The organism is Wandonia haliotis (assembly GCF_039523435.1).
GTDB classification, from domain to species: domain Bacteria; phylum Bacteroidota; class Bacteroidia; order Flavobacteriales_D; family Crocinitomicaceae; genus Wandonia; species Wandonia haliotis.
On the sequence record NZ_BAAAFH010000011.1, the window covers coordinates 47,906 to 74,393 of the forward strand.

General features: G+C 39.5%; 20 protein-coding genes. 13 read left to right on the top strand and 7 right to left on the bottom strand.

The window, feature by feature from the left end; translation table 11 throughout:
• Nucleotides 1-4 precede the first annotated feature (4 nt).
• The 3 genes from ABDZ97_RS08375 to ABDZ97_RS08385 are packed head-to-tail and all read left to right on the top strand — an operon-like array spanning nt 5 to nt 3,244.
• Nucleotides 5-1,654, top strand: a complete 1,650-nt coding sequence (locus ABDZ97_RS08375; RefSeq protein WP_343786483.1) for a phospholipase D-like domain-containing protein — start codon at nt 5-7, stop codon at nt 1,652-1,654.
• On the top strand, nt 1,647-2,339 hold the full coding sequence (locus ABDZ97_RS08380; protein WP_343786485.1) for a 5'-nucleotidase C-terminal domain-containing protein: 693 nt from the start codon (nt 1,647-1,649) through the stop codon (nt 2,337-2,339). The genes ABDZ97_RS08375 and ABDZ97_RS08380 overlap by 8 nt, the downstream gene beginning before the upstream one ends.
• Nucleotides 2,330-3,244 (top strand): bifunctional metallophosphatase/5'-nucleotidase, encoded by a 915-nt coding sequence (locus ABDZ97_RS08385; protein WP_343786487.1) that lies wholly within the window; start codon nt 2,330-2,332, stop codon nt 3,242-3,244. Before ABDZ97_RS08380 ends, ABDZ97_RS08385 begins: the two co-directional genes overlap by 10 nt.
• 71 nt (nt 3,245-3,315) lie before the next feature.
• Here the strand turns inward: ABDZ97_RS08385 and ABDZ97_RS08390 are convergent, their stop codons facing one another.
• Both ABDZ97_RS08390 and ABDZ97_RS08395 read right to left on the bottom strand, forming a co-directional pair.
• Nucleotides 3,316-7,062: a PA domain-containing protein gene (locus tag ABDZ97_RS08390; RefSeq protein ID WP_343786489.1), complete on the bottom strand. Its 3,747-nt coding sequence runs from the start codon at nt 7,060-7,062 to the stop codon at nt 3,316-3,318.
• Between the two features lie 91 nt (nt 7,063-7,153).
• Nucleotides 7,154-7,837 carry a T9SS type A sorting domain-containing protein gene (locus ABDZ97_RS08395; protein WP_343786491.1) on the bottom strand — a complete coding sequence of 228 codons (684 nt, stop codon included), beginning with the start codon at nt 7,835-7,837 and terminating at the stop codon, nt 7,154-7,156.
• A 239-nt stretch (nt 7,838-8,076) separates the two neighbouring features.
• Between ABDZ97_RS08395 and ABDZ97_RS08400 the strand changes: the two genes are divergently transcribed.
• The gene (locus tag ABDZ97_RS08400; RefSeq protein ID WP_343786493.1) at nt 8,077-10,428 is read left to right on the top strand and encodes a choice-of-anchor B family protein; all 2,352 of its coding nucleotides are present in this window, start codon (nt 8,077-8,079) and stop codon (nt 10,426-10,428) included.
• Between the two features lie 90 nt (nt 10,429-10,518).
• On the opposite strand, the gene ABDZ97_RS08405 is transcribed toward ABDZ97_RS08400, so the two are convergent.
• Nucleotides 10,519-10,986: a Dps family protein gene (locus tag ABDZ97_RS08405; RefSeq protein WP_343786495.1), complete on the bottom strand. Its 468-nt coding sequence runs from the start codon at nt 10,984-10,986 to the stop codon at nt 10,519-10,521.
• Nucleotides 10,987-11,072: 86 nt separating this feature from the next.
• Between ABDZ97_RS08405 and ABDZ97_RS08410 the strand changes: the two genes are divergently transcribed.
• Entirely contained in the window at nt 11,073-11,981 is a 909-nt protein-coding gene (locus ABDZ97_RS08410; protein WP_343786497.1) for a LysR family transcriptional regulator, read from the top strand.
• Between the two features lies 1 nt (nt 11,982).
• Here ABDZ97_RS08410 and ABDZ97_RS08415 read toward each other — a convergent pair whose 3' ends face one another.
• Nucleotides 11,983-14,607, bottom strand: coding sequence for a putative LPS assembly protein LptD (locus tag ABDZ97_RS08415; protein ID WP_343786499.1), 2,625 nt, complete (start codon nt 14,605-14,607; stop codon nt 11,983-11,985).
• A gap of 36 nt (nt 14,608-14,643) precedes the next feature.
• Between ABDZ97_RS08415 and ABDZ97_RS08420 the strand changes: the two genes are divergently transcribed.
• The 7 genes from ABDZ97_RS08420 to ABDZ97_RS08450 all read left to right on the top strand — a co-directional run bounded on the left by ABDZ97_RS08420 (nt 14,644) and on the right by ABDZ97_RS08450 (nt 20,648).
• Complete coding sequence (locus ABDZ97_RS08420) at nt 14,644-15,813, top strand: N-acetylmuramoyl-L-alanine amidase family protein (protein WP_343786501.1); 1,170 nt, start codon at nt 14,644-14,646, stop codon at nt 15,811-15,813.
• A 7-nt stretch (nt 15,814-15,820) separates the two neighbouring features.
• A complete protein-coding gene (locus ABDZ97_RS08425; RefSeq protein ID WP_343786503.1) occupies nt 15,821-16,855 on the top strand; it encodes an MlaD family protein in 1,035 nt (344 codons plus the stop codon).
• A 3-nt stretch (nt 16,856-16,858) separates the two neighbouring features.
• Nucleotides 16,859-18,199 carry a 4Fe-4S dicluster domain-containing protein gene (locus ABDZ97_RS08430; RefSeq protein ID WP_343786505.1) on the top strand — a complete coding sequence of 447 codons (1,341 nt, stop codon included), beginning with the start codon at nt 16,859-16,861 and terminating at the stop codon, nt 18,197-18,199.
• A gap of 12 nt (nt 18,200-18,211) precedes the next feature.
• Entirely contained in the window at nt 18,212-18,628 is a 417-nt protein-coding gene (locus ABDZ97_RS08435; RefSeq protein WP_343786507.1) for an LNS2 domain-containing protein, read from the top strand.
• Nucleotide 18,629: 1 nt separating this feature from the next.
• The gene (locus ABDZ97_RS08440) at nt 18,630-19,424 is read left to right on the top strand and encodes a (Fe-S)-binding protein (RefSeq protein ID WP_343786509.1); all 795 of its coding nucleotides are present in this window, start codon (nt 18,630-18,632) and stop codon (nt 19,422-19,424) included.
• Between the two features lie 2 nt (nt 19,425-19,426).
• Nucleotides 19,427-19,903: a hypothetical protein gene (locus tag ABDZ97_RS08445; protein WP_343786511.1), complete on the top strand. Its 477-nt coding sequence runs from the start codon at nt 19,427-19,429 to the stop codon at nt 19,901-19,903.
• 145 nt (nt 19,904-20,048) lie between these two features.
• Complete coding sequence (locus ABDZ97_RS08450; protein ID WP_343786513.1) at nt 20,049-20,648, top strand: hypothetical protein; 600 nt, start codon at nt 20,049-20,051, stop codon at nt 20,646-20,648.
• A 49-nt stretch (nt 20,649-20,697) separates the two neighbouring features.
• Here ABDZ97_RS08450 and ABDZ97_RS08455 read toward each other — a convergent pair whose 3' ends face one another.
• Both ABDZ97_RS08455 and ABDZ97_RS08460 read right to left on the bottom strand, forming a co-directional pair.
• Entirely contained in the window at nt 20,698-21,600 is a 903-nt protein-coding gene (locus ABDZ97_RS08455) for a polymorphic toxin type 23 domain-containing protein (protein ID WP_343786515.1), read from the bottom strand.
• 30 nt (nt 21,601-21,630) lie between these two features.
• The gene (locus ABDZ97_RS08460) at nt 21,631-23,004 is read right to left on the bottom strand and encodes a right-handed parallel beta-helix repeat-containing protein (protein ID WP_343786517.1); all 1,374 of its coding nucleotides are present in this window, start codon (nt 23,002-23,004) and stop codon (nt 21,631-21,633) included.
• A 239-nt stretch (nt 23,005-23,243) separates the two neighbouring features.
• Here ABDZ97_RS08460 and ABDZ97_RS08465 point away from each other — a divergent pair, with 239 nt between their 5' ends.
• Nucleotides 23,244-24,581: an esterase/lipase family protein gene (locus tag ABDZ97_RS08465; protein WP_343786519.1), complete on the top strand. Its 1,338-nt coding sequence runs from the start codon at nt 23,244-23,246 to the stop codon at nt 24,579-24,581.
• Between the two features lie 176 nt (nt 24,582-24,757).
• Here ABDZ97_RS08465 and ABDZ97_RS08470 read toward each other — a convergent pair whose 3' ends face one another.
• Nucleotides 24,758-26,404 carry a bifunctional metallophosphatase/5'-nucleotidase gene (locus ABDZ97_RS08470; RefSeq protein WP_343786521.1) on the bottom strand — a complete coding sequence of 549 codons (1,647 nt, stop codon included), beginning with the start codon at nt 26,402-26,404 and terminating at the stop codon, nt 24,758-24,760.
• Between the last annotated feature and the right edge of the window lie 84 nt (nt 26,405-26,488).

A 26,488-nucleotide genomic window follows, 5' to 3' on the forward strand; every position in this document is an offset into this window, starting at 1 on the left:
AGATTTGAGACAAATTATCTTAGTTGCAGGTATCGCTTTTTCAGCTGTTACCAATGTTTTTTATTCCCAGATTATTAATTCGGAAATAGAGGTTTCCAATATTACAACTGATGGATTGACAATCAGTTGGGACAACGCACAAAATGCTGCTTCCTATTTGAAATATGGATACACCCGAAACCTTGAACAGGGACAGCTAAATGGAGGGACAACACTTTCTCCTGAATTTCAGATTTCCGGAGCAGGTGATGCACGTTTGATTTATGTACAGGCAATTGCAGATAATGGTTCTGTTACAGATGAAGGAGATACGTTGGTATTTATAACGGCTTCGGAGTCTAGCGGTGAAATCAGAACCTATTTTACAAAAAGTGTCAATACTTCGTATGCAAATAGTGTATCTAATGAAGCTATTCAGTTGAATAATCTGATAGATGACACTTTGATAGCATACATCAACAGAGTGGAAGAATCATTGGATATCGCTATCTATAACTTATCATCAGCGTCCGGTATTTCTAATATCGCCGGGGCCATTAACGCGGCTTATTCAAGAGGGGTACGGGTGCGTATTATCTATAACGAAGATACGGGAAATACAGGAATTGCACAATTGAATTCTTCTATTCCGACATTAGAAAGCCCAGTACCACAGTGGCCGGATGGACATGGTATTATGCATAACAAGTTCGTGATTTTTGATGCAGAATCTGCTGATCCGAATAAACCCATTCTTTGGACCGGATCAACCAATTTTACATCACAGCAAATCAATACGGATGCGAATAATGTAATTATAGTTCAGGATCAGGCATTAGCTAGAACGTATCAACTGGAGTTTGAAGAGATGTGGGGGGGAAGCGGTGCTAATCCTACTATTTCTGCTTCTCGTTTCGGACCGGATAAAAAAGACAATACACCTCATGTCCTTTCAATAGCCGGAAAACGTGTTGAAAGTTATTTTAGCCCTTCGGATCAGGTAAATCAACGAATTATCCAGGCTGTAAATGATGCACAGGGAGATTTGTGTATTAACACAATGTTAATCACCCGGGATGATATCGCAAATGCGATTGTGTATCGTAAGGCAATGGGGCTGGATATACGTGTTTTAGTGAATAGTCAGGGAGAAACAACGGTTTGGGATCAACTGGAGTCCTCTTTGGGGGTAAGATTGGCGAACTATTCAACGGTTACTGGCGTATTGCACCATAAATTGTTAATTGCCGGAGCCGTTTCCAATATGAATCCGTTTGTTTTGACAGGTTCGCACAATTGGTCTACTTCTGCAGAATCACGTAATGATGAGAATACGTTGATCGTATTTGATGAAGATGTTGTAAACAGGTACTATCAGGAGTTTATGGGGCGTTTTGGTCCGATTGCTTCAACAGATGAATTAACCGTTGAAGACGACAATATCCGGATATTTCCGAACCCTTCTCAGGGAAATGTCTTTATTGTGAATGAAGGGAATACAGCCATAACCTCCGTTTCTGTGTATACTCCTTCTGGAAAGAAAGTATATGAAGAAAAACCATCTCCTGAAAGTGAATTACATGAGTTACGTTTAGCTGATTTGGCAGGAGGAATATATTTCGTTGAAATTAAAAGTGGATCTCATTTAAAAACGGTGAAAATTGTTCTTGAGTAAGTGGGTTAAAATAGCAGTTGTATTATCGCTTTTTACAGGCTTTTTTTATTCCTGCCAGCATTCGTATGTCGCATACGAATCAGTTGTTGTGGAAGTTAGTGACAGTTTATCAGGACAAGATAAAATAGAGGAGCTTATCCGCCCTTATTCTGATCAGTTAAAGAGTAAGATGGGAGAACGATTGGGATACGCAGCATGTGATCATGTAAAAAACCGTCCGGAAGGAAATTTAGGAGATTGGGTAGCGGATCTTACGTTGGAACGAGCAACAGTAGATTTTAGAGATTCGGGAGAGGTAAAACTAATTGCTTTGTTTAATCATGGTGGTTTACGTGCTCCGATTGGAAAAGGAGATATTTTGTTGAGTAGTATCTACGAATTGATGCCTTTTGACAATGAAATTGTCTACATACAATTGTTACCGGAACGATGGAAACAGATTCATGAGTACCTGAGGCAATCAGGAGGTGAACCAATAGCTGGATTTAGTTATGCAGATAGTTTGTGGAATGATAATTTTTGGGTGGTGACATCTGATTACCTGGCGAATGGCGGAGATCGAATGAACTTTTTTAAAGAACCTCTTCAGTCAGTTAAAACCGGGAGACTATTACGAGATGAGATCATTGATTTTGTAAGAGAAAACGACACTATTTGTGTGCAAATGGACGGGAGATGGCAGTAGACAGAAGAGAATTTATCCGAAATACAACTGTTTTCGGGGTAGGGGTATCACTGGCGCCCGCATTGCTTGCTTCTGCGGGAAGGAGCTATAAAAAACTGACCATCCTTCATACAAATGATACGCACTCAAGAATAGATCCTTTTCCTGCTAATGATAAAAGGTATGGAAATCGTGGTGGAGTAGTAAGACGAGCAGAGTTAATTCGCCGTATCCGTAATGAAGAGGAGCACATCCTTTTAGTTGACGCAGGAGATGTTTTCCAGGGGACACCTTATTTCAATCAGTTTAAGGGTGAACTTGAAATGAAAGTTATGCAGCAGATGGGGTATGATGCCATGACAATGGGGAATCATGATTTCGACATTGGATTGAATGGTTTTTTGACAGCGTATTCAAATAATGCTACGTTTCCTGTTATCTGCTCTAATTATGATTTCAGTGACACTATTCTGAATGATATTACTATTCCACATAAGATTTTTAAAAGAGGAGAGGTAAAGATTGGTGTATTTGGACTGGGTGTTGAATTGAACGGGCTTGTAGGAAAAAAACTGTACGAGAATACAAGATATCTGGATCCGGTATCAGTAGCTAATGAAAAAGCAACATTTTTGCGCCACGAAGAAAAATGTGATCTGGTAATCTGCCTTTCTCATTTGGGGTACGCTTATAAAACATATAAGATCTCGGATACCTCACTGGCGGAACAAACAGAAAATATTGACTTGATTATTGGTGGACATACACATACTTTTTTGAGTGAACCGACACAGCTGAAAAACAAAAGAGGAGAGAGTGTACTTGTCAATCAGGTTGGTTTTGGAGGAATTAATCTGGGAAGAATTGATTTTTACTTCGGAGACGGTGAGCGTAAAGAGCATTCTAAACTGCTTAGAATAGAATAATTTAAAATTCATTTTCAGGACATAAGAAAGAGGTCGCTTACAATAAGCGACCTCTTTTATTTCTTGTGTATTTATTTTCGGACAATTAGTTTTTGAGAAGAAAGTAACGTACCATCTTTTTCATAGGCATTAACAAGGTAGATTCCTTCTGCTAATGACTCTATATCCATTTCCGTTGCTGCATTTCCGTTAACAGGGAATTGTTTAACCACCTGTCCGGTAACAGTCGTAACTTCTATCTTTTCGATGGTTGCAATACTGGTTACCAGAGAAACTTCATTTTTAGCCGGATTCGGGTACAAAAGGAATGTAATTTCATCATTTTTTTCTATTCCTGTCGTATTGGCAGAGACCGAAACCGTATAACAAGTTGTACTCGATTCACAGGTGCCGGTTACCGAAAGGCAAACCGTATAAGTTCCTGGTTGATTATACGAATGTACCGGATTTTGTGAAGAAGAACTATTTCCATCTCCAAAGTCCCAACTATAGGAAGTGGCATTACTTGATGTACTTGTAAACTGAACATTGAGGAAATTTTGTGTCAATACGAAATCAGCAACAACCGGTGCAGGAGAAGCTAATAACGTATAATCCTCAGTTACCTGACAGCCATCCGCCGAAGTTGCTGTGATCTGATAGGTTCCATTACCTATATTACTCCATTCTTCAATTGATGGTCCGTTTTGCCATTGGTAGGTTATCCCTGAACCTCCCGAAGCAGAGGCTATTACACTACCATCCTGACTATCATCACAACTCGGGTGAGTAACTGTTGCGGATAAGACAAGATTGGAACTGTAAGCAAGGTTGAATGTCTCGTTGACTACACATCCATTGCCATCAGTCGCAGTAACCGAATAAACTCCTGGCGCTAAATCGTTGAGTAATGTTCCGGTAGCTCCGGTATTCCATTGGTAGGAAAATCCTGAACTTCCCAACGCATTTACTGAAATTTCTCCATCTTCATTAGGAGAACAAGTAGGAGAAGTTATCGTTGATGATACTGATAAATCAAGGTCATAGTTCAGATTGTATTGAATAGTAGTGTCACATCCGGAATCATCTGTTACAACCAAAGAATAGGCTCCTATATCTAATCCTGTAAGGGAAGAGGTTGTATTTCCTGTGTTCCATGCATACGTATAGCCGGGAGTTCCTCCGGACACATTTACAGAAATACTACCATTCGTATTGTTTGCGCACAAAGGTTCTGTAACAGTGGAAGTGATTGATAAATTACAAAATTGTGTTTGTAATAATTCTACACAATAATCTTCGGTTTCGCCTGACATAAACTCTCCGCATACTGATGGAAGAGAAGTTACCGGATAATCCTGATACGATAACTGAACACGCATACGCGTAGTTCCTGGAGTAGCACTGGCGGGAATTGTTAGATTGTCGGTTACAACTCCATAACCCGCAGATGATTGATCGTAGACTAATTCACCGGCAGTAAAAGAACCATCCTGATTCAAATCCATCCAGATTCTGGAGTATGTTAGTAACGGCTGTCCGTCAAATCCCGGGGTAACAGAAAAAGGATAGGTAGCTCCTATATCCAGTGAAGAAATAGCAGATAAAGATGCAGGGCGGTATCCGTTATCGTCACCTGATACAACCTGATTCCCGTTGATTTCAAAGCTTTCAATCCATTCATTCTGACTTCCCAATAAACCAGTAACAGTATTTCCTCCGGAAAGTTCACTGAGTAACCCGGCTCCGTCAGCCTGAGAAACCATTACAACCGGAATGGTAATGAGATTACCTTCTCCACCATCTCCCAGGGAAGCAGGAGATGTTCCCTGATTATTTATAATAATAAGACCTGTGGCACCAGCATTTTGTGCGTTAAGCGCTTTCTGCGAGAAGTTACAAGTACCACGAACAGCAACGGCAATATTTCCGTTTATCTGTGCTGCGTTTGTAAGTGCATTACAGCCTTCTTCACTGGCGGCTGTTCCGTCATCTACCAGTATCAGATTACCGTAGGCATATCCATTATCAAGAGTCGCTCCCCAATTATCTGTAAGCGTATAATTTGTAAAGTCTCCTGCTATTCCGGACGGAGTATGTACAGAAACTTCTTCTCCCGGATCTGTTGATGAAGCATCACAATAAGTAAGATCCATGCAAGCTCCGCAACCTGTTGTACTAAAAGTTCCGATCTCCGGAGAAGAATTTGTTTCGTCAGCACATTCAACAGACATATAGTACTCATAAACAGTGCAGGTGTTCAGGTTATTTACCTGTATAGATAAAGTACTGGAAGAATACTGTGTCCAGTTTGCACTTCCTTCTTCTCTTACGAAAACAGAGTAATTGATTACATCCTGAATGGCATCATACGTAAATGTTACTGTATTATCATTCACTGTGGTAATAACGGGATTGGCGGGAGGGGTACATGTTGAACAGGTGGCATCCATCAGTAGATCCATTGAATTTTTAGCATTGAGTCGTCCTCCTGCAATAAACGAATTCGTCATGTTTGCTTTTAGGTCAACACCGTCCATAAGAGCCTGATAAATCAGGTCAGAACCATCCTGAGGATTGTTGAGCACAATATTCATAAATCCGGGACAGGGAATAGCGTACAGCAAAGCAATAACTCCTGCCGTATAAGGACTTGAGAATGATGTACCGGTTGTCGTTGTATAACTGTTTCCGTTTGCTGTAGTTCTTACGCTAATTCCGGGAGCAGGAAAGTCAATGGTTGTAGCTCCATATCCTCCGGCAAAATTATCATTGTGCCCTGATCGTCCAACGCCTACCATATAATCGGAAGGACATGCAGTCGGCATATCACCTGAAACATCTACATTGAGGTCACTGTTGGTGGTTGCTCCACAGTTAACAATCCCATATTTTCCAAGTGTATCATAAAACTGACACCAAATAGGGTAGTTGTTTGGATTTCCTCCGTCAATTCCCCATGAAGCATTTGTTGCCACAATAAAAGCTCCTTCTGTTCCATTCGTTTCGTTGTATTTTTTTCGTAACGAAAGCGGATAATCATACGCTGAGACAACAGATGATTCTGTCATCGAATAACCAACGACATTCATCATCTTTACATCCCAGTTAGCTCCGACAACTCCCAGGTTATTATTCCCCTTGGCACCAATCATTCCGGCTACATTTGTACCGTGCGTGGTAGATACTCCTGTAAGGTTTCCTGAGTTGTTACTAACGTTCCAACCATTTATATCGTCAATATAACCGTTTCCATCGTCATCGATACCATTTCCCGGAATTTCGAAAGGATTGGTCCAACGGTTTTCTATCAGGTCACTGTGACTGAAATCCACTCCTTCAAGTATACAAACAACAATATCGTGTCCGAGTGCGTTTTGTCCCCCTGTGGTAATGTCCCAGGCTTCGTCTATATCCGTATCGGCATCTGCTGTTCCTCCGGTTTGTCCTGTGTTCAGGTGGTGCCACTGCTGATCAAACTGAGGATCGTCCGGAGTGGTGGAGCGTAATTCAACAACATGGTCGTTCTGGGCTAAAGTGATTCCATCCAGTCGGTTCACCATTTTCAGAGCTTCCATTTGAGAAATAGAGAAGGGATTAAATTCAATCAGCCAGGCTCGCATGTGAACCGATAATTGTTTATTGACTTTGAACTCATATTGTATCGGAAGTCGTTGAAATAAAAGTTCAGGGTCTGTATTTTCATCCACCTGAATAATAAGATGCCCCGGAATAAAAGGTTCCTGTTCGGCATTCCTCATTTGTCCCAGACCGGGACTTGCATACGCGATAAGTAGAGTAAAGAGTAGTAATAGTTTTGAGAATATAGAATCAAACATGGTTGCTTGTTTTTTTGGTTCGGGTAAATTTAATACATTTTCACCAAAATTTAAAAACAAGTTTATATTGCTGTATTTGAGTGTTTTGATTCTAGTTTAGAACAATTCGTATTGTTTTTCGATGCGTATTGTCTTTACTCGTGAATCGTATGAAATAAACACCTTGGGGTAATCCGTTTAGGTCTATTGATAACTGATCTGATTGTTGTAATTCTATTTCTTTGACAGAAGTCCCAATGAAATTAATAATTTCTGCATATTCAAACCTGTCCAGATCATAAGACAATGATACTAACCGTTCATTCCCAACAGGATTTGGATAAATTGTTAGTGTTTTTTGGGGAGGTATTTCTGGTTTATGTTCTACAATAAAAAGAATATATGACTCCTGTTTACTTTGCTCATCTGAAATACGCAGTTCTATTTCTCCACTTCCTTCAGTCGTATTCCAAACCGCTAATTTCATAAAACCAAAATCGCCAATAGCAATAGGTTCCATATATGCTGATGAAGGTACTGTATTATAACAAATACGATTGTCACACAATGAATACCCCCAGTTTTCAGGAAGCGTATTTTTTGTAATTTCCCATTTGAGCCAAATAGAAGAGTCTGAGATGTTATCAAAATAAAACTCTCTTGTGATTTCTTCTCCTTTTTTGACTTGCATGGAAATAACTCCTGATTCGGGATGGATGGTAAACAACTGTCCGAACAGGTTCGATCCGAATAGAAGAAAGACCGCAATAAATAATATTTTCAGTATTTGCTTCATTGTAAAGAAAAGATACAAATTAATTGCGATAAATCATAAACTGGAAGGATGTTTCGATAAAACCGTTTAATTTTGTATTCAGTATGAGACGTTTGCAGGAACTTTATAAAAAGTACTATCCCTATTTTATTGATGTGTGGCAGTATATTGCTATTATTCTACTGTTTATAATTGCTGCTTTGTTGTTTCTGTAAAAGGACTTTTAACATAAAGCCGTATATTTATAAAAAAAAGTAACAATGAGATTACTCTTTCTGTTTTTAGGTCTTTTTCCATTCATTTTTCCCGTTTATCAATCCTATGCACAGCTTAATCTTGAGCAGTTGGGACATGTTGATTATTTTCAGGAAAGAAATACATATATCAATGATGTTTGGGGGTATGTGGATGAGACTGGAATCGAATATGCATTAGTAGGAGCCCGATCCGGTGTTTCGGTTGTTTCTCTGGCAGATCCTGAAAACCCAGTAGAGGTGTTTTGGTATGAAGGCGATTTTTCGGTTTGGAGAGATTTGAAAACGTTTGGAGATTACTTATATGTGACAACAGAAGCGGAGAGTGGGTTATTGATTATTGATCTGAGTCCTCTTCCTTTGGGTACGGTTACCGATGTTAGTTTATATGACGGACCTTCCGGAAATACATGGAAGTCTGCGCATAATCTGTATATAGATGAAAACGGATTTGCCTATGTTTTTGGATCCAACAGAGGGCTGGGAGGTGTAATAATACTGGATGTAAGTACAGACCCGATGAATCCGATAGAGGTGGGGGAGTTTGATAACTGGTATGTACATGATGGTTTTGTTCGAAATGATATGATGTATCTGGCTCATATTTACGACGGTTTTTTTTCGATCGTGGATATAACAGACAAACAAAATCCGGTTCTTTTGGGTACGGCAAATACACCGTCAAATTTTGCGCATAATATCTGGCCGGATAATACGGGGCAATATGTATTTACAACGGATGAGGTTTCTGATGCTTTTCTTGCTGCGTATGATGTGTCTGACCCGGCAAATATTGTTGAAGTAGACAGAATTCAATCCAGTCCGGGAGCGGGAATAGTGCCGCATAACGCACATTATTACCAAAACTGGCTGGTTACGAGCTATTATACGGATGGAGTCACCATTCATGATGTTTCGCGCCCTCATAATATGATAGAGGTTGGGAACTACGATACTTCTCCTTTGCAAAATACATTCACACAAGGATGTTGGGGAGCATATCCGTATTTCCCCTCAGGAATCATACTGGCTACTGATATTGAAGAAGGGTTATTCATCCTTCAGCCGGATTATAAATTGGGATCTTACCTGGAAGGTCTCATAACAGATCAACAAACAACCAATCCGTTGCAGGGAGTGCGTATTACCATTGAAGGAAACGATCAGGTCGCGCTTACGGATAACATGGGGGAATATGCAACAGGAATAGTGCAAACGGGGATATTTGATGTTACATACAATAAGGTCGCTTATTACCCGCAAACGATTTCCGTTTCTCTTTCCGAAGGAAATGTTACAAATCAGGACGTACAATTGGAACCAATGCCTGAGTATAGCCTGAATGTGATTGTTGAAGATGCTACTACCGGAAATGGTATTATGGGAGCAGATGTTCTTCTTAGTTGTACGGAAATAGAACACGAAATCGTGAGTAATGGTCTGGGAGAAGCTTCTGTTCAGATGTATTATGAGGTAGAATATGAAGTGGTTGTTGGAAAGTGGGGGTATCGTACAAGTTGTGAGAATATATATATTGATCAGCATACAGGAACACTAACGATTCAACTGGAACCCGGATACTATGATGACTTTACTTTTGATTTTGGTTGGTCAGCCACTTCGGATGCAGAAGCAGGAGAGTGGGTTCGTGATATTCCGCTTGCGACCCTATCGGGATCAAATGCTTCGCAGGACGTTGCATTTGATTGTGGAAGTAAAGCATATATAACAGGAAATACAGGAATAGATCCCAATATTGATAATGTCACGAATGGTACGGTTGTATTGATTTCTCCTGTTTTTAATCTTACAGGTATGTCGGATCCACACGTGAATTACTGGACGTATTTCTATAATATGCATGGTCCTTATCCACCTAATGATACGTTAAGTGTAGTGCTGACGAATGGATTCGTAACAAGCCGGGTGGATTATGAAGCTTTTCCTGATTCTCCTATGGAAGAGTGGGTTCCGAAATCAATACGCGTATCTGATTACATGGCACCTACAGCAAACATGCAGTTGTTTATATCCATAAGTGATTATGCCGAGACGGTCAATATAACAGAAGCGGGGTTTGATTACTTTTCGATAACCAATTCCAATGTATTAACTGTTGAAGAGGAAGAATCGGATTACGGGATAACCATATTCCCCAATCCGGCAGATACATATTTTGAGATTTCTTCGGAAGATCAGATATCTGAAGAGGTTACTTTGTTTGATAGGTCAGGTAAATTGGTACTACAAACGCAGGAAACGAAGATTGATATTAGTGATCTGTCACCTGGTATGTACTTCATAAAGATACAGCTTGAAGGTGGTAAAGTACACAATCAAAAATTGGTAGTACGATAAAATATACTTGATACGATACTAAAAAATCCCGTTCAGCAATGAACGGGATTTTTGGTTGATAACGGATGAGTTTGTGGAAAGAAACAAATTTTATTTAGACAACCATGAACGGAACATCCAACTGTCTTTCTCTTTTTCTCTGATGAGATCACTGATCATGCTGTTGGTTCCTTCGTCATTTACTTCTCCTGATAATTCAAGAATATCTCTTTCAAGAATCAGTAAGTCTTTTTGTGCGTTAAGTAAATATTCCATTCCCGCATGACCGTCCGAAGTCGTTGGTAATTCTTTAATACTCGAATGCGACAGATAATCGGTAAATGTGTGCAGCGGACGATGACCTAATGTCAAAATACGTTCTGCTATATCATCAATTACAACCTGCGTGCGTGTGTATAACTCTTCATATTTCACATGAAGCTCAAAGAAATTAGTTCCCTGAATATTCCAGTGCAATCCGCGAAGGTTTTGGTAATGTATCTGATAAGAAGCAAGTAAATTATTCAGTTTTTCTGAAAGTTCATTTGTTCCCTTTTTCTCTAATCCTATATAATTCATAATTCTGTTTTTGTGTTCCTTTCAAAGATAATGAATTAACTTTATAGTTTTTATTAATACTTTCAATGGTTTAATTTATATTTTCTATGATATCACTGGTTCAGGTAGAATATTTGCTGGCACTATATGAAGAACGAAATTTTCAACGAGCAGCAGAACGTTGTTTTGTGACACAACCGACACTTTCGGTTCAGATCAAGAAAGCGGAAAGACAGCTTGGGGGAAGGTTATTTAACCGGGATGTTACCCCATTGGAACCTACACCGTTATTTATGAAGATTCTTCCGGTTCTTCACCAGCTGAATAATGATATGCGGACATTAAAGCAGAAAGTACTACAGGATACTGATGGGGTAAAAGAAGAACTCAGAATAGGTGTTATTCCTACAATTGCACATTATCTTATTCCCGACATGTTTGGTATTCTGAATGAACAATTAAAAGACTTCTCTCTGAAGTTTGAAGAATATCGTACTGCTGAGCTTCTTGAGTTGTTAGAAAAAAGAAAATTAGATATAATTATCCTTTCCGGTCCATTGGAAACAAAAGGATTCGAAATTCAAAAGCTATTTATTGAAGAGATTGCTTTTTATATGAAAGAACCCAAAAAACTGGATTCTGTACGTGGATTAATTGATGAAGATCCCTGGCTGTTGACGGAAGGAAACTGTTTACGGGCACAAATGATCAACTTTTGTGAGCTAAAAACCAAGGAAACAGCAAAATGGGATTATCAGGGGAGTTCAATAGACGTATTGATTCGGATGGTAGATCGTTATGGTGGATATACATTGATCCCTATGAATTATCCGAAAGATCATATTAATAACGGAAATATTGTTCGAATGAGGGATTCTGTTCCCGCGCGAAGTGTAATTGCAGGCTATCACCGGAAAAATAGTAATTATGATGCTCTGGTGAAAATAATTCAGGCGATCCAGGCTGTTTATGCCAATGACGCTTCAAAAGACTGGGAGTTTATTGATTGGCACTAAATCAGAAGAACAAAGGAGGTTTTCTGAAGTCGTATTTTACATCTCTCAACATACTTGCATTTGCAGATATACTCAGAACGAATCCGGTAAATGGACCTACAGCATTCCAGCGGAAATTTAAACTCCAGCAGTGAATGTTACGGTGAATGTTTACAAGTACCTGCGTAAATTCTCCTCTGTTAAGGTCATAAGTACCATTTGTTGAAATACGCCACCTCGGAGTTAGCGATAATTCTGCATTGTATGCCAGCGTATGTGTAATATTATCAGGAGCAGGATTATTTACCGTTGGATAACGCCAGTTCACAGTATGAGTAAGATTGATCTGCCAGGGAATCCGGTAATCAATTACCTGATGCGGGAACATTGCATATTGATTAAAGTCCTGATTCCAGTTCTCTTTGAGTAGCTTTTCGTTTTCGTTTTTAATCTTCTGCCCCTCACGACTGGTAAGTGTAAATGTTGTATTAATATTCCAATTGATAAACCTTCCGAGTTTATTGCGCTCCGAGATAGCAAATTCTTTTCTGGAGATTCCCGTTGAGTCGTCCCAGTCATACAAACTGAATATTCCTCCGGCGACAATGCTTATTTGTTGGATAGGTTTGATTCGTAATTGCAGGTTCAGGTCAGAAAGCTGCATGCTATCTTTTAACAGGTCATAAGAACCGGTGACAGATAATCCTTCAATTAAACCAAGACTTTTGGTTCCGGTAGAATCCCGTTTACTCGGGAATTTCATGTCCAGTACGCTGTTTAACCCGAAAGTAATTAATCCCTGATCGCGGTTAGAGCCCTCTTTGTAAAGTGAGTTTTCATAAGGCGAATAGGTGACTGCATTTCCGTTTGGACCTACAAAAGCGGATCTGTGATTCGTTAAGCTGGGTACATAACGGAACCCAATAGTAGGGCGGGTTACATTTCTAAAACGAACATTCTTCAAACCAACAATTCGGTACAAACTATAGATGGAATTGGTCATATTCAACTGAACACTCAAATTTTGCCCCATGAAAAAACCGGAAAGAGAATCTATTTCAGTCTGGTTCGTTCCCGGATTGTAACGTCGTTCTGTTGCCTGAAAGTTCCAGAAATTTGTGTAGTTAACCGTAGGAGTGAAGTTCAGTGTACCGTTAAACGCTTTCAGGGTGGTTGTTAGATTCATCTGATGATTTACTCCATTCAGAAACCTGCTTCCGATCAGGTTGGCATATTGAGAAGTAAAAAGAGAATCATTAATATTTGCCTGATTTTTTACTTCGGCATTATAGGTGAAACCAATTTTTTCAAACCATTTTTCGCTTCCGACAGCTTTTTTACTTCGAAAGATCTTAAAAGGGAAAATCCGACTCATCGTAAAGTTAAGAGTAGGAGCATCTATGAAAATATTTCCGGTTTGTGAGTTTTGATTGGCACCTACTTTTAAACCTAGATTATACGGTTTTCCGGGAAACAAACGATTAACCGTAATACTTGATTGAAGCGCGTTGTTAAATACGTTTTCACTAAGTGGATCAAGTGTGTTCTGCGTATTGTTATCGGATACGAAATTTACACTGGCTCCAAAGCGCCAGTAGGGGTTCGCTTTTGTGTCCTGCGTATGGGTCCAGTTCAGTGTAAACTTATTGAGTTTATTTTCGCTTGGAAAAGGTTGTTTTAACTGTAAAAAGTCAATGCGGGCACTACCCTGTGATTTGTAACGAATATTATAGTTGGTCTGGTTGGCAAGCCCCCACGATCCTCTTGAAAAAATAGTACCGAAAAAAATAGTTTCAAAATTTTGACCGATTGGAGTGTAAAAACCAAGATCCTGAAGACCAAATCCATTCTGTGATACCGGGATGATTTGTGGAAAAACCAATCCTCGTTTTTTTCCTGATGAGGTAGGGAAAAAACCAAAAGGAAGAGCCAGTGGAGTAGGAACTCCATTAATCCACAGGTTGGCGGGACCGGTTACGATTCTTTTTTCAGGAACCAGTACGGCACGCGACAACTGAAAATGAAAATGCGGATAATCAAGATCGCAAGTGCTGAAACGTCCTTTCTCAAAATGAATTTCTTCATTCTCTTGTCGCTTGGCGCGCTCCATATACAGAAAACTTTCATCCTGTTGAATGCGTGTTTCTTCAATAAAGGCCTTTTTTGTGTCGAAATTGAAGCGCATTTTGGCGGCTTTCACCTCTTGTCCCGAATCGACAAACAAAGGTTCTCCCACCCGATTACTATCAGCATCAAGTGTATAAGTTGCTGTTACCTCATTCTTTTCAAGGTCAACAACCATGTAGTCCGCTGTTAAAACCGTTGTTCCGAATGTGATTTTTGCTTCTGTAAATAAGTGTACTTTTTTCTCCCTGAGATCCGAGTAAATACTGTCTTTGGCAGAGTAGAATATAGGTTCATCCATCGAATCATCTACCCTGTAAATTCTTGGTTTTACAGTTAGTGAATCAATCCCGGAGGTAGACAATGAATCTCCCGGGTTGACCATTGTACTGTCACTTTGCCCCAACGTGTAACCATTGAAAAATAGCAATGTTATAATTATCAACAGGTAAACGAGGATAATTTGCGCTATGGAACAGTTTTTGGTCAATACTATCTTGTAATTTTGTCTTATGACAAGCATTTTAACGATTGCAAAACTAAAAAATTACCTTGCTTGATGAGTAAAAGAGTTCTTAACATATCAATTTTATTTTTTGCGGCACTTCTTTTTTGTCCTGTCCTGTTGGGACAATCTTCTTTTGGAGATGATTCTGAGCGGGGAATACGAACGGTTGTGATTGATGCAGGACACGGAGGAAAAGATCCTGGAGCGATTGGGAAAATCATGAAAGAAAAAGATCTCGTTCTGAGTGTTTCCCTGAAATTAGGGGAGATGATCAAGAAGAATTTTCCCGATGTAAAAGTGATTTATACGCGCGACAAAGACGTTTTTGTGGAATTGTACCAACGTGCAAAAATCGCGAATACAAATAATGCGGATCTTTTTATCTCGATTCATGCAAATGCTGTAGAATCAACAGCGCCCTACGGAACGGAAACATTTGTTCTTGGTTTACATAAAACAGAAGCACAAAGAAAAGTTGCGGAACGGGAGAATGCGACAATTTATCTGGAATCAGATGGTGGAGATAAATACAAAGATTTTGATATGTCACCGGACGCCATTATAGCTCGTCAGCTAATGCTTGGAGTATATTTGAATCAAAGTATCAATTTCGCTTCTATGATTCAGGGAGAGTTTAAGTCACTGGGACGAAATGACAGGGGAGTAAAACAAGCGGGGCTTCTTGTGTTGTACAATACGACCATGCCGGCCGTTTTGGTTGAGTTAGGCTTTCTCTCAAATGTAAATGAAGAGAAATACATGAACACGAAAGCAGGACAGGAGAAATTGACGAAATCTGTTTTCAATGCTTTTGTAAAATACAAAAGTCATATTGATGGTGTTGAGTATATGATTTCACATACGGGGGATGAAGAGGATTCGGAGGCAGTAACAATTCCCAAGCAGGAGAATAAACAAGAGCCTGTAATCGTTAAAGAAGATTCATATTCAAATGACGATGTGGTATTTCGGGTTCAGATTGAAACATCTCGTTCAAAACTGGCAAAAGATAGTCCTAGATTTAAAGGACATCATGTATTTGAATATTTTCAGGACGGATTGTATAAATACACAGTCGGTGCTTTCGCAAATGATTTTGATTCAGCGAATAATCTGAAAAAAGAAATGAGAAAGAAGGGATACGAATTTGCTTTTGTCGTAGCTTTTCAGGGGAATGAGCGTATTAATTTAGAAAAAGCTATTAAATTAGCAACAAAATAGTAGAGGTTTGAAAATATCAAAGGAGTTTAAAACCGGTCTTATTGTAATTTTGGCAATCGCTATTCTGATAGCCGGAGTCAACTTTTTAAAAGGGGATAATTTTTTCGGGGGGAGTCCTGAGTATTATGCTGTTTTTGAAGAATCCGGTTATTTGGAGCCCTCCAGCGCGGTAACGCTAAACGGAGTAGCTGTCGGAACAGTTAAAGCAATTTATAATGACCCGGAAGATCTTAGGAGAGTAATTATCCGCTTTTCGATTACCAAGGAAGGACTGGAGCTGCCCAAAGGATCAATCGCAGAGATTACTTCTACAAGCTTATTATCGAAAGGATTGATTCTGAAACTGGATTATGAAGCCCAGGATGGTTTTCATACGGTGGGAGATACTTTGATTGGTAGTGTGGCTCCTGAATTAACGGATGCCGTAACAGCAGAAGTTTTACCCATTAAGGAAAAACTTGAACGTCTGATGTCTTCTGTTGAGAATATGGTTGTTTCGGTCAATGCCTTTTGGGATACGACAGCCGCTCAGTCTCTGGATGGTAGTCTTCTGGAAGTTAAAATTGCCATTGCACGATTCGGAAATCTGGCGAAAAACCTCGATGAAATGGTGATTCGTGAGAGCTCGCGTCTAACAGATATTTTTCAGAATGTGGAAAGTATTTCAGCGAACCTGAAAGCGAGTAATGAGAAAATCAGTAATATTATAGGAAATGTATCCAACCTGACAGATACACTGGTTACAGCTGATTTTGCCGGAGTGATTAAAAAAGCTACCACAACGCTTGAAACCATGAATACAGCGTTGAAAAATGCGGCCGAAGGAAACGGAACATTAGGTAAATTATTATACGACGAACAGCTTTACAACGAGTTGGTTAACACCAATAAATCGCTTCAGGAATTGGTTGAAGATATTGAGCTCCATCCTGAAAAGTATATTCACTTCTCCGTATTTGGTAAGAGTGAAAAAGGTGTTAAATTAACGAAATCTGACGAAGAGAAACTTCGTGAATTACTGAAAGAACAAAACAATAAATAAGACATGACGATAGTTTTATTTGCAGTACTACTTCTTGTAGGAGGAGGCTTTTTTGCGGTGAATGTGTTGAAGATCAGAAGTAATATTCTGTTGGGTAGAGATGTCGACCGTACGGATAAGTCTTCCGAAAGATGGAAAACCATGCTTTTGGTTGCTTTCGGACAGAAAAAGATGTTTCAGCGACCTCTTCCGGCGTTGTTACACCTCGCAGTGTATTCGGCATTTGTTATTACACAAATTGAACTGATAGAAATTGTAGCTGACGGATTAACGGGGAATCATCGTCTATTCATGTCCTCTTTGGGCGGGTTTTATACGTTTATAATTTCATTCATTGAAATTTTGTCTGTTTTGGCTTTTGTAGCCACGTTTGCGTTTTTAGCAAGACGAAATTTACTGAAGGTTCCGCGTTTTGTGAAAAGTGAAATGAACGGGTGGCCAAAGTTAGATGCGAACTTGATTCTTATTTTCGAAATCATTCTGGTAACGTTCATTTTTATGATGAATGGAGCGGATGAAGTGCTATACAACAGAGGGTTGACACACGCAAATGGAGTAGAGGGAGTTTCCGGAAGTTTTGGGTTTGCGGTTTCACAATTTGTTGGTCCTGCTTTCTTCGGAGGAATGTCAGAAGGAGCTTTACACGTTATTGAACGCATCGGATGGTGGGGACACATTGCAATGGTATTTGTTTTCCTGAACTATCTGCCTTTCTCAAAGCATTTCCATATTTTGTTGGCATTTCCGAATACATATTTTTCCAATCTGGAGAAAAAAGGAAAGTTTACCAATATGGAAGCAGTTACAAAGGAAGTAAAGCTAATGTTGGATCCGAACGCCGATCCTTTTGCTGCTCCTGCTCCTGAAGAAGGAGAAGTTCCTCAACGTTTTGGTGCCAGAGATGTTACTGATCTGACCTGGAAAAACTTGTTGGATGCCTATACCTGTACTGAATGTGGAAGGTGTACAGCTGCGTGTCCGGCTAATCAGACAGGCAAAAAACTTTCTCCCCGTAAAATTGTCATGGATACCCGAGACCGTTTGGAGGAAGTAGGAAATAACATCAGGAAACACGGAAAAGAGTACGACGACGGAAAAAGCCTTATTCACGATTATATTACCGAAGAAGAGATTTGGGCATGTACATCCTGTAATGCGTGTGTTCAGGAATGTCCGGTAAACATTGATCCGTTGAATATAATTATGGAATTACGTCGTTATTCGGTGATGGAAGAGTCAAAAATGCCTGCTGAATTAACGGGAATGTTGACTAATATTGAAAATAACGGAGCTCCCTGGCAGTTTAGTCCGTCTGATCGTCTGAACTGGAAGGACGAAGCATAAAAAGGATCGTGTATGAAGCTGGAGGAAAAAGTCGAAAACGGAGTACATGTCAGTCCGGTATTACCGGAAAGCGTAAAGAATTACCTGATAGATATTGACGGTACCATTTGCGATGACATACCGAATGAAGAGCCGGAAAGAATGGCTACAGCAAATGTATATCCTGATGCACTTCAAACGTTAAATAAATGGTTTGCGGAAGGTCATTACATTACCTTTTTTACATCCCGGACGGAAGAACACAGAGAAGTTACAGAAGAATGGCTGAAACGTCATGGATTTAAATACCACGGACTTTTGATGGGGAAACCTCGCGGTGGAAATTACCACTGGGTAGATAATCACATTGTCCGTGCAACCCGATTCGAAGGTAAGTTTACGGATCTGGTGGAAAAGAAAGTTACGATACAGGTTTTTGAAAACGAATGATATGAGTGAAAGTTTAGTAGTGCCTACTATGGCAGAAATGATGGCAAAGGGAGAAGCTCCTGAAATCCTTTTTTGGGTAGGGTGTTCAGGAAGTTTCGATGACCGTGCGAAAAAAATCACTCGGGCAGTTGTGAAGATACTTAATCACTGTAAAGTGAATTTTGCTGTTCTAGGTACGGAGGAAAATTGTACCGGAGATCCGGCGAAAAGAGCAGGGAATGAGTTTTTATTCCAGATGCAGGCCTTCATGAATATTGAAGTACTCAATGCGTACGAAGTTAAACGCATTGTAACGGCATGTCCTCACTGTTTTAACACATTAAAAAATGAATATCCTGAGTTAGGTGGAAACTACGAAGTAGTGCACCATACACAATTGATTCAACAATTGATTAACGAAGGAAAACTAACCTTGAAAGACGGAGGAACCTTCCGCGGAAAACGAATTACGTTTCATGACCCATGTTACCTTGGACGTGCAAATGACGTTTATGAGGCACCTCGCGAACTGATCGAAAAATTGGATGCTGAGTTGGTCGAAATGAAACGTTGTCGTACGAAAGGATTATGCTGTGGAGCAGGTGGTGCACAAATGTTCAAAGAGGCTGAAAAGGGGAATAAGGAAGTGAATATTGAACGTACAGAAGATGCATTGGAAGTGCAACCTAATGTCATTGCAACCGGATGTCCTTTCTGTAATACAATGATGACAGACGGTGTGAAGAATTTTAACAAAGAGCAGGAAATTCAGGTTCTGGATGTTGCTGAGTTGATTGCTCAGGCCGGAGAATTATAAGTATGCAGCAATTAGAAGTTCATTTTACCAGAGATTTGTCACCTGAGAGTAGAGTCTGGGTGTACCAGTCCGACAGACGATTAGAAGAAAACGAGCAGGAACAATTGTCTCAGGAAATAGATGCGTTTGTCCAAAATTGGGCAGCGCACGGTAATGGTTTATTTGCTGATTTTACGTTTGTTTCCCCCTATAATTTAATTGTTGCGGTTGATGACTCCAAAGTTCCGCCAAGTGGTTGTTCCATTGATGCCTTTGTTCGATTTTTAACGGGTTTAGGCGCAAAACATTCCATTGATTTCTTTGTGAGAATGAAAGTTGTGGCTTTTGATGGTAATGACTGGAGTCAATTAAGCTTTGAAGATGTCTCTGAAAAGGCAGCAAATATACGTATTATAGACCCGACAATTGATCGATTGAATCAACTGGTTAAGAGCGGGCTGACAGAGCCTCAGCATTCCGGACTGAAAACACTTTTCTAAGATTTTTACAATCCAATTTTTTTGATGCTACGAGGGAGTATTTCTTGTTAGTAGCAAGTGAAATACCTGTTTTTTATCTGTGAAAAACGGAGAAGAATTCAAATAAAGTGCTAAATTCACTGACTATAAACAAGTTGTATTTATAATGAAAAAGAATATTTTAACCACTTTACTATTGGGATGTATGATTTCTCTGGTGACCCGGGCACAAGAAGAACAGGCAATGCATCCGGTTCTCGATCAACCTGCCGCGGTTGGTATTTTTACCACGTTTGAACAGTTGAAGACCAATAGTCCGGACTCGGAGTATAAGCTGAATATTGATCCGGCTTTTAACATGGAAAGAGCTAACTTAATGGAGAGGGCAAAAGGAGTGCCTGTAATCACTTCATCCGGAGAAGAAACAGGAATTCGTCCGACAAAAATGTTCGCATATTGTGATGGAGAGGATGTATATATCGCATACGGAACTGCATTCTATAAAATTGAAGACCCCGGGGTTTATTCAGTTTTTACGTATGTTTCCGGTGCATCTAACGGAAGCTACGGATCAGCATCAACGAGTTCGCAAGACTATATTCTTGATATGAATTCAGGAAAAATTTACCGTTTGAATAACGGAATTATGAAAAAGTTGATTTTGAGTAATTATCCTGATTTATTGGAGAAATTCAATAGCGATAAAATGAAGTCTACGATGATTCGTTGGTACGTAACAGAAGCAAATAAAAAATCCAAAAAGTAATAGTCTTATAGATTAATCATCCGAAAGAGCTTCCTTTGAGAAGCTCTTTTTAGTTTCCTCCGAGAGTAAATAGGCCTACAAATCGGGCTTTTCTTGGTTTTGTTCCCTCGACAAATAAATAAGGACTGCCATCTTCCTGAAGCATTGGATAATGCGGGTTGTGTTTGCGGGTATTCTTTTTCGAGAAGGTAAAATCATGTACGAGTTTGTTCTGGAAGAAATGACGTATTTGTTCGGTATCAATCCCGATTTCTGCTCCTAATTGCTGCGAAAAGGGGAGTAGTCTGGAGTAACTGATACTTGTAATACCGCTACTGTACTTTCCATATAGCGTTTGACTGAGATCCTTATAGCCGTATTTCGAAGGATAGTTAGCGTCAGTATGACGTATTCCTCCTCTTGTTTCTCCTGTCCATAGACGAATATGAGCACCAATACTATTTAACGAATCCATATAAAAAGCATGAAGCCCCGCACTCCGGAAACGATCTCTTCCCTGACCTCCGAACAGGTCATTTTCAAATTGAAGCGCAACACGTTGAAACTGTAAACCGAATCTACCCGAAAGTTGCGCTGTTTTTCGATTATCCCAATACCAGAGGAAACTATAGCCAAAAGCTACAGAGCGTTGTGATTGGTGAAACAGAGGATTTACAAACGTTCTGATTTCACCGTTTCTTTTCCCGGCAAGACCAATAAGACTAATATGAGTTCTGTTCTCTATGAAATTTCCTTTGGGACCGATTCCGGTCAGATAAAATGAACTTTGTGTCCCAATGTTAACCTGAGAAAAGGACGTTAACCAGAATCCGTTTAAATTGATCCCTATGCGATTAATCGGAGTACCTACACTAAGTACCAGTTGAGCCTGTATCCCGAATACATGGCGCTGAGCAATAGTTACCGACGATAGCAGGCATAGGAAAAATAGTATACGTAAACGTTTGGTCATATTGTATTCCAAACAAAAAATATTCCGAAGTTAATTCACTTCATACGCTCCTATATCCGGTCCTGTTCGTGGAGTACCTTCTATATCACTTCCTGTCGCGTATGTAGAAGAACCATTATTATTTAACGGTGAGGGAAGATTGAATTTGAAATCGTTTTCTTCAATGGAGACAAAATTCGGATTCTGATTCCACAAACAGTTCAGGAACTGTGGATCGGTATAAACATCACTATTCTTTATCAGGCAATGGTCAAAGGTATAACTCATTTGAGGATGATCTTCCAGATCAATACTTAGCTCATTGGTTTGACCTCCATAGATTACACAGTTGGCAAAGAGAGCTTCTTCAATGGCTCTTACGTAAATCGTATTTCCGTTTTTAAAATAATTCTGAAGAACAAATAAAGGAGTGGTTCTTCCGGGAGCATTATAATTAGCAAATGTACAATTGACAAAGTTGTATCCTCCTCCTGCAAAGAGATAGGCCGAAGCTATTCCTGCATTATTGATTACACAATTTTCCATCTTTAACCGTGCTCCGGCTACCGGATAAACACCAAAATAACTCTTATTGAAGATCTTTGTGTTTTTGACTTCAACTGTATAGTTAGGGGCAGAGGTGGCAGTAGAGTCAATCTGTACACCCACTTGTCCGTTTTTAATAATAGCATAGTCGATATCCGAAGGTCTTGCCTCTACAAAACGAAGTCCGTACCATTGTCCGGGTACTTCATCATAAAAACTTTCAAGACGGTCTCCCTGAAATACGACTTCGTTTCCGGGGGCTCCCTGAACAGATAAACTTCCTTTATAGACAAGAAAAGTGGCATTTTTATGGAAATGTATTTTTGTTCCGGGAAGTAATGTAAGGGATTTTGCCGAGTCCACAGCGGTATATCCGTATACAAGGTGGGGTTTGTCAGTGGGCCATACACCTTCGGTTATATCCCGGTTATGGATATATACGTCCTGTCCCCAAACAGCGAGGTATAAGTACTTGATTTTATTTCCGCGGGTAAATCGAATCGAATCCAGATACACCATCGGATAATTTCCTCCGTTTACATCCAACGTTACATCAACAAATCCGAAAAGACTGTCTTTCCCGTACATTTCAATATCCTCATGCACTACACCGGGAGCTCCGTCAAAATTCAGGCGAAAAGCAGAATTATCTCCTCCCATCAGCCGGATTTCATCAAACTTTATTGATCCGTTATTCCCATTATACACCTTAAAATGCTTTGTTGCAGATCCGATAGTAGTGAAAACCGTGTCAAAAAGTAGGGTATCTGTTGAAAAGGAAAAGTCACCATTTACAAAAATAGAGTCCTTTTTACAGGAGGTAACCAATACTCCGGATAAGACCATAAAGAAAACCAGAAATCCGAAAAATCTATTCATATTCCAAAGCTATGTAATTTTTGTCGAATACATTACTAACGTAAAGTTTCTGTGAATATGATTTTTCAATGAAAAAAAACAGTATTCTCGAATATACAGACATGTAAAAACTTTCGTTGAAGTTTCTAAAATATGAATATATCTATAACACACTAACGTGAAAATGTGATATAAAAGATAATTGTTTATATTTACTCAGCTTACTTTTAATAACTGAAAACCAATAAAATCTGATTACTATGTCTGCAAAAGTATTTTTTATCCATGGGTGGTCTGTCAGAACTACTCAAACCTATCAGGCGCTACATTTGAAATTAGCTGAACAGGGATTTGAACTGAAAAATATTTATCTGGGGCGATACGTTTCTCTTGAGAATGAAGTGGAAATCCGTGATATTTCAAAGGCGATGCACAGAGCGCTATCTGAGGAGTTAGGAGGGGACTGGTCTCAGCCGTTCCACATGATAACGCATAGTACAGGAGCGTTGGTGGTGAAACACTGGATCTTGAATTATTACAGAGGAACTTTAGCCCAACATCAACCATTAAAAAATGTAGTATTTCTGGCAGCACCTCATTTTGGCTCGCGGTTAGCGCATCACGGGAGAACCATGTTGGCAGAAATTATGGAGTTAGGGGAGACGGGTAAGAAGATTCTGGGAGCATTGGAGTTGGGTAGTACTTTTTCATGGGAAGTAAACGAAGGCTTTTTCGATCCGGAGAATTGGGAAGATAAAGGAATCCGTTTGTATAACCTGATCGGAGACCGGGTAAAACAGGATCGGTTTAAATCAAAAATATTTCCGGCCGCATATGAACCGGGTTCGGATATGGTGGTTCGTGTTGCTTCAGGAAATCTGAACTTCAGGAGGTATGTGTTCGATAGTAGAGATTTGAGTTTTGCCAAACTGAACGAAATAAAGGGAATTCCGTTTGGTGCTCTGTATCGTTATACACACTCCAATGAAGATTTTGGTATCATGAATAGTATCAAAAGGAGAACAACACTGAATGACCATCAGGCTTTACAGTATATTGTGAAATGTCTGAAAGTTGATAATGATGCGGCATATACAGCGGTCTACAATGAACTGATTGAGGCAACCCGGGAAACAAGAACCAAACGACAGGGATTTGCTCAACTTGATTTCCGTTTCAGAGATGATGATGGAAAACCGGTTACGGATTATCTGGTTGAAATAGGAGCTATAGTTAACGGAGTAGAAAAACCTTCAAAAACAGTCGCACAATTACACAAAAACAAGTTGAATCCAAACCATCTGACAATATTTATAAACCTGAAAGAACTTGAGCCCGAATTGAAGTATTTCATCAATATAAAAGCAGTTTCTGAGTCAGACCTATATGCTTATCAACCCAATCCGTTGACAATTGAGATGGTTTCCAATACCATTACAGAATTGATTGCTGAAGATCATACAACACAAATAGATGTGATATTGGCGCGCGTTCCATCGGAAAATTTGTTTGTATTTCACAAAGGAAATGATCCTGATTTACATGTTACCTGGGACCGCTCCGGAAAAGTGAAAAAGACGAAAGGAAAAATAGCGTAAATGAAAAGTGACTAAAAAAACAAAGGAGAGTCAACGGGCGTCAACTCTCCAATGAAAACTTATATTTTACAACTAAACCTGTCTCAAATTTACAATAAAAATTAAAATCACAAAAAAAAATCGGTTTTTTTTTAGTGGTCATAAAATTCAGGTGCTTAGTTGTTTACTATTCTGTCTTAGTGGAATTCATAATCTGTTCCGGGAACCGTAGAGAAAGAGTTCGGACCTAAATCTTCGGCATAAGCCCGCTTGTCCAGTTTTGGGGAAACGGGAGAATGTTTTTGAAGGTATTCTTCGATTACCTCATGAATTGTATATTCTTTGTATTCGATGTCTTTTAGATTCGGCATACGACATAAATTGTCTTCTGCATCACCCGGACGTTCGCAGGCAGATACCGTATAATAGTTGTCATCTTCGAGTGGTTTTCCGTTAACAGTAATACGTTGGATGCGCTCTCCTTTCGGATTCGTACTGATAAAGTTTACTTCCATCCCGGAGAAGCGAACCAGCCATCCGCCAAAACGCTCTGTAGGGTTTTGAGCGAATGCATTATGCATTTCTTTTTCCAGCCATTCCCGTATTTGTTTACCGGTTGCTTTACCAGTCTTTACCCGTTCATTAACCGGGAGTAAATTCCATAAATTTAATCGTGTGATGGGAGCAGGTTTACCATCTTTGGGAACAATCGGATTACCAAACCGGAAACCATTGGAAACGGAAATGTCAGCTCCTGTTTTCCATCTTGCTGCATCAGTAATCAAATTATCCAAAGGATTTTCTACCGTTAAGTATCTGTAAAGAGGGACATTTGTATAACCAATGACTGTTTCAAGGTTTTCTTTATACGGAGCTTTTGCTTTTTCAATTAATGCGGCCAGCTCAGTATCCGCAGGATAAATTTCCGGATCGACATCCATTAGTTCGTAAGTGTCACCAACCAGTTTTCCATTTACAAAATGTAAATCCAGTTTTCCAACAAATGAACCAAAAGCTCCGGGTTCCGTTACTTTTGCATACTTTCCTTCTATTAACTCCCGGACACGTTCGTGTGTATCATTACCTAAAATGTAATCTACATCTTTCGCCAGTTCGTTATTGGCCAATTCAACTTGTTTAAAAATTCCCAGATGGGTAACAAGGAACACAAGATCCGCTTTTTCCTCATATTTTACTTTTTGGATCAGTGCATGCGTTTTTTCATCAATAGGTGCAAACTCCATCCCTTTACTGAAACTTGGATTTTGCCGAACGGGTACATCCGGATCATTGATTCCTATAAATCCTAAACGGATTCCTTCAATTTCTTTTATGTAATAAGAAGGGAATAGATTCTCTCCGTCCGCTTCGTGGAACATATTTTGAGCAATAACGGGCGTGTTGTATGCATTCAGTACGTCCAGCATTTTTTCTTTTCCATACACGACCTCCCAGTTACCCGGAATCAGAAGATCAAAATTCATCATACGTACCAGATCCGGGAAAATAGAACCTTCCGATAAGGTCGCATAACCACTTCCCTGGATAAAATCTCCTCCGTCTACCACAAATGTACGTCCCGGATTTTTCTTGCGTTCCTGATCGAATAATGTTTTGATGTGTGCCAAACCGCCACGTTCCCTAAAAATAATACTATCATTCTCCCAAAACAATTCCATGTGGGGAGAAAGTTGTCCGTGAATATCTGCAGTTTGCAGAATAGTGATGGTTAATGTATCGTTTTGCTGCTCTTTGGATTTGTCTAAAGAAACAGTTGGTTCCAGACTACATGATGTGAAAAGCCCGGAGAGAATAACTCCCGAAATTAAAAATGGTTTAAACATAACGAATTGATTTTTAGTTTGTCTACTTGTTTCGAATGAAATAAGAAATAGATAATCACGTCTGATCGTTTGCAAAATTAGTGG

What these genes read in the sequence shown, in the direction of transcription:
- ABDZ97_RS08385 (WP_343786487.1), top strand. Translation starts at nt 2,330, where the DNA reads ATGGCAGTAGACAGAAGAGAATTTATCCGAAATACAACTGTTTTCGGG.
- ABDZ97_RS08390 (WP_343786489.1), bottom strand. Translation starts at nt 7,062, where the DNA reads ATGTTTGATTCTATATTCTCAAAACTATTACTACTCTTTACTCTACTT.
- ABDZ97_RS08395 (WP_343786491.1), bottom strand. Translation starts at nt 7,837, where the DNA reads ATGAAGCAAATACTGAAAATATTATTTATTGCGGTCTTTCTTCTATTC.
- ABDZ97_RS08400 (WP_343786493.1), top strand. Translation starts at nt 8,077, where the DNA reads ATGAGATTACTCTTTCTGTTTTTAGGTCTTTTTCCATTCATTTTTCCC.
- ABDZ97_RS08405 (WP_343786495.1), bottom strand. Translation starts at nt 10,986, where the DNA reads ATGAATTATATAGGATTAGAGAAAAAGGGAACAAATGAACTTTCAGAA.
- ABDZ97_RS08410 (WP_343786497.1), top strand. Translation starts at nt 11,073, where the DNA reads ATGATATCACTGGTTCAGGTAGAATATTTGCTGGCACTATATGAAGAA.
- ABDZ97_RS08415 (WP_343786499.1), bottom strand. Translation starts at nt 14,607, where the DNA reads ATGCTTGTCATAAGACAAAATTACAAGATAGTATTGACCAAAAACTGT.
- ABDZ97_RS08420 (WP_343786501.1), top strand. Translation starts at nt 14,644, where the DNA reads ATGAGTAAAAGAGTTCTTAACATATCAATTTTATTTTTTGCGGCACTT.
- ABDZ97_RS08430 (WP_343786505.1), top strand. Translation starts at nt 16,859, where the DNA reads ATGACGATAGTTTTATTTGCAGTACTACTTCTTGTAGGAGGAGGCTTT.
- ABDZ97_RS08435 (WP_343786507.1), top strand. Translation starts at nt 18,212, where the DNA reads ATGAAGCTGGAGGAAAAAGTCGAAAACGGAGTACATGTCAGTCCGGTA.
- ABDZ97_RS08440 (WP_343786509.1), top strand. Translation starts at nt 18,630, where the DNA reads ATGAGTGAAAGTTTAGTAGTGCCTACTATGGCAGAAATGATGGCAAAG.
- ABDZ97_RS08445 (WP_343786511.1), top strand. Translation starts at nt 19,427, where the DNA reads ATGCAGCAATTAGAAGTTCATTTTACCAGAGATTTGTCACCTGAGAGT.
- ABDZ97_RS08450 (WP_343786513.1), top strand. Translation starts at nt 20,049, where the DNA reads ATGAAAAAGAATATTTTAACCACTTTACTATTGGGATGTATGATTTCT.
- ABDZ97_RS08455 (WP_343786515.1), bottom strand. Translation starts at nt 21,600, where the DNA reads ATGACCAAACGTTTACGTATACTATTTTTCCTATGCCTGCTATCGTCG.
- ABDZ97_RS08460 (WP_343786517.1), bottom strand. Translation starts at nt 23,004, where the DNA reads ATGAATAGATTTTTCGGATTTCTGGTTTTCTTTATGGTCTTATCCGGA.
- ABDZ97_RS08465 (WP_343786519.1), top strand. Translation starts at nt 23,244, where the DNA reads ATGTCTGCAAAAGTATTTTTTATCCATGGGTGGTCTGTCAGAACTACT.
- ABDZ97_RS08470 (WP_343786521.1), bottom strand. Translation starts at nt 26,404, where the DNA reads ATGTTTAAACCATTTTTAATTTCGGGAGTTATTCTCTCCGGGCTTTTC.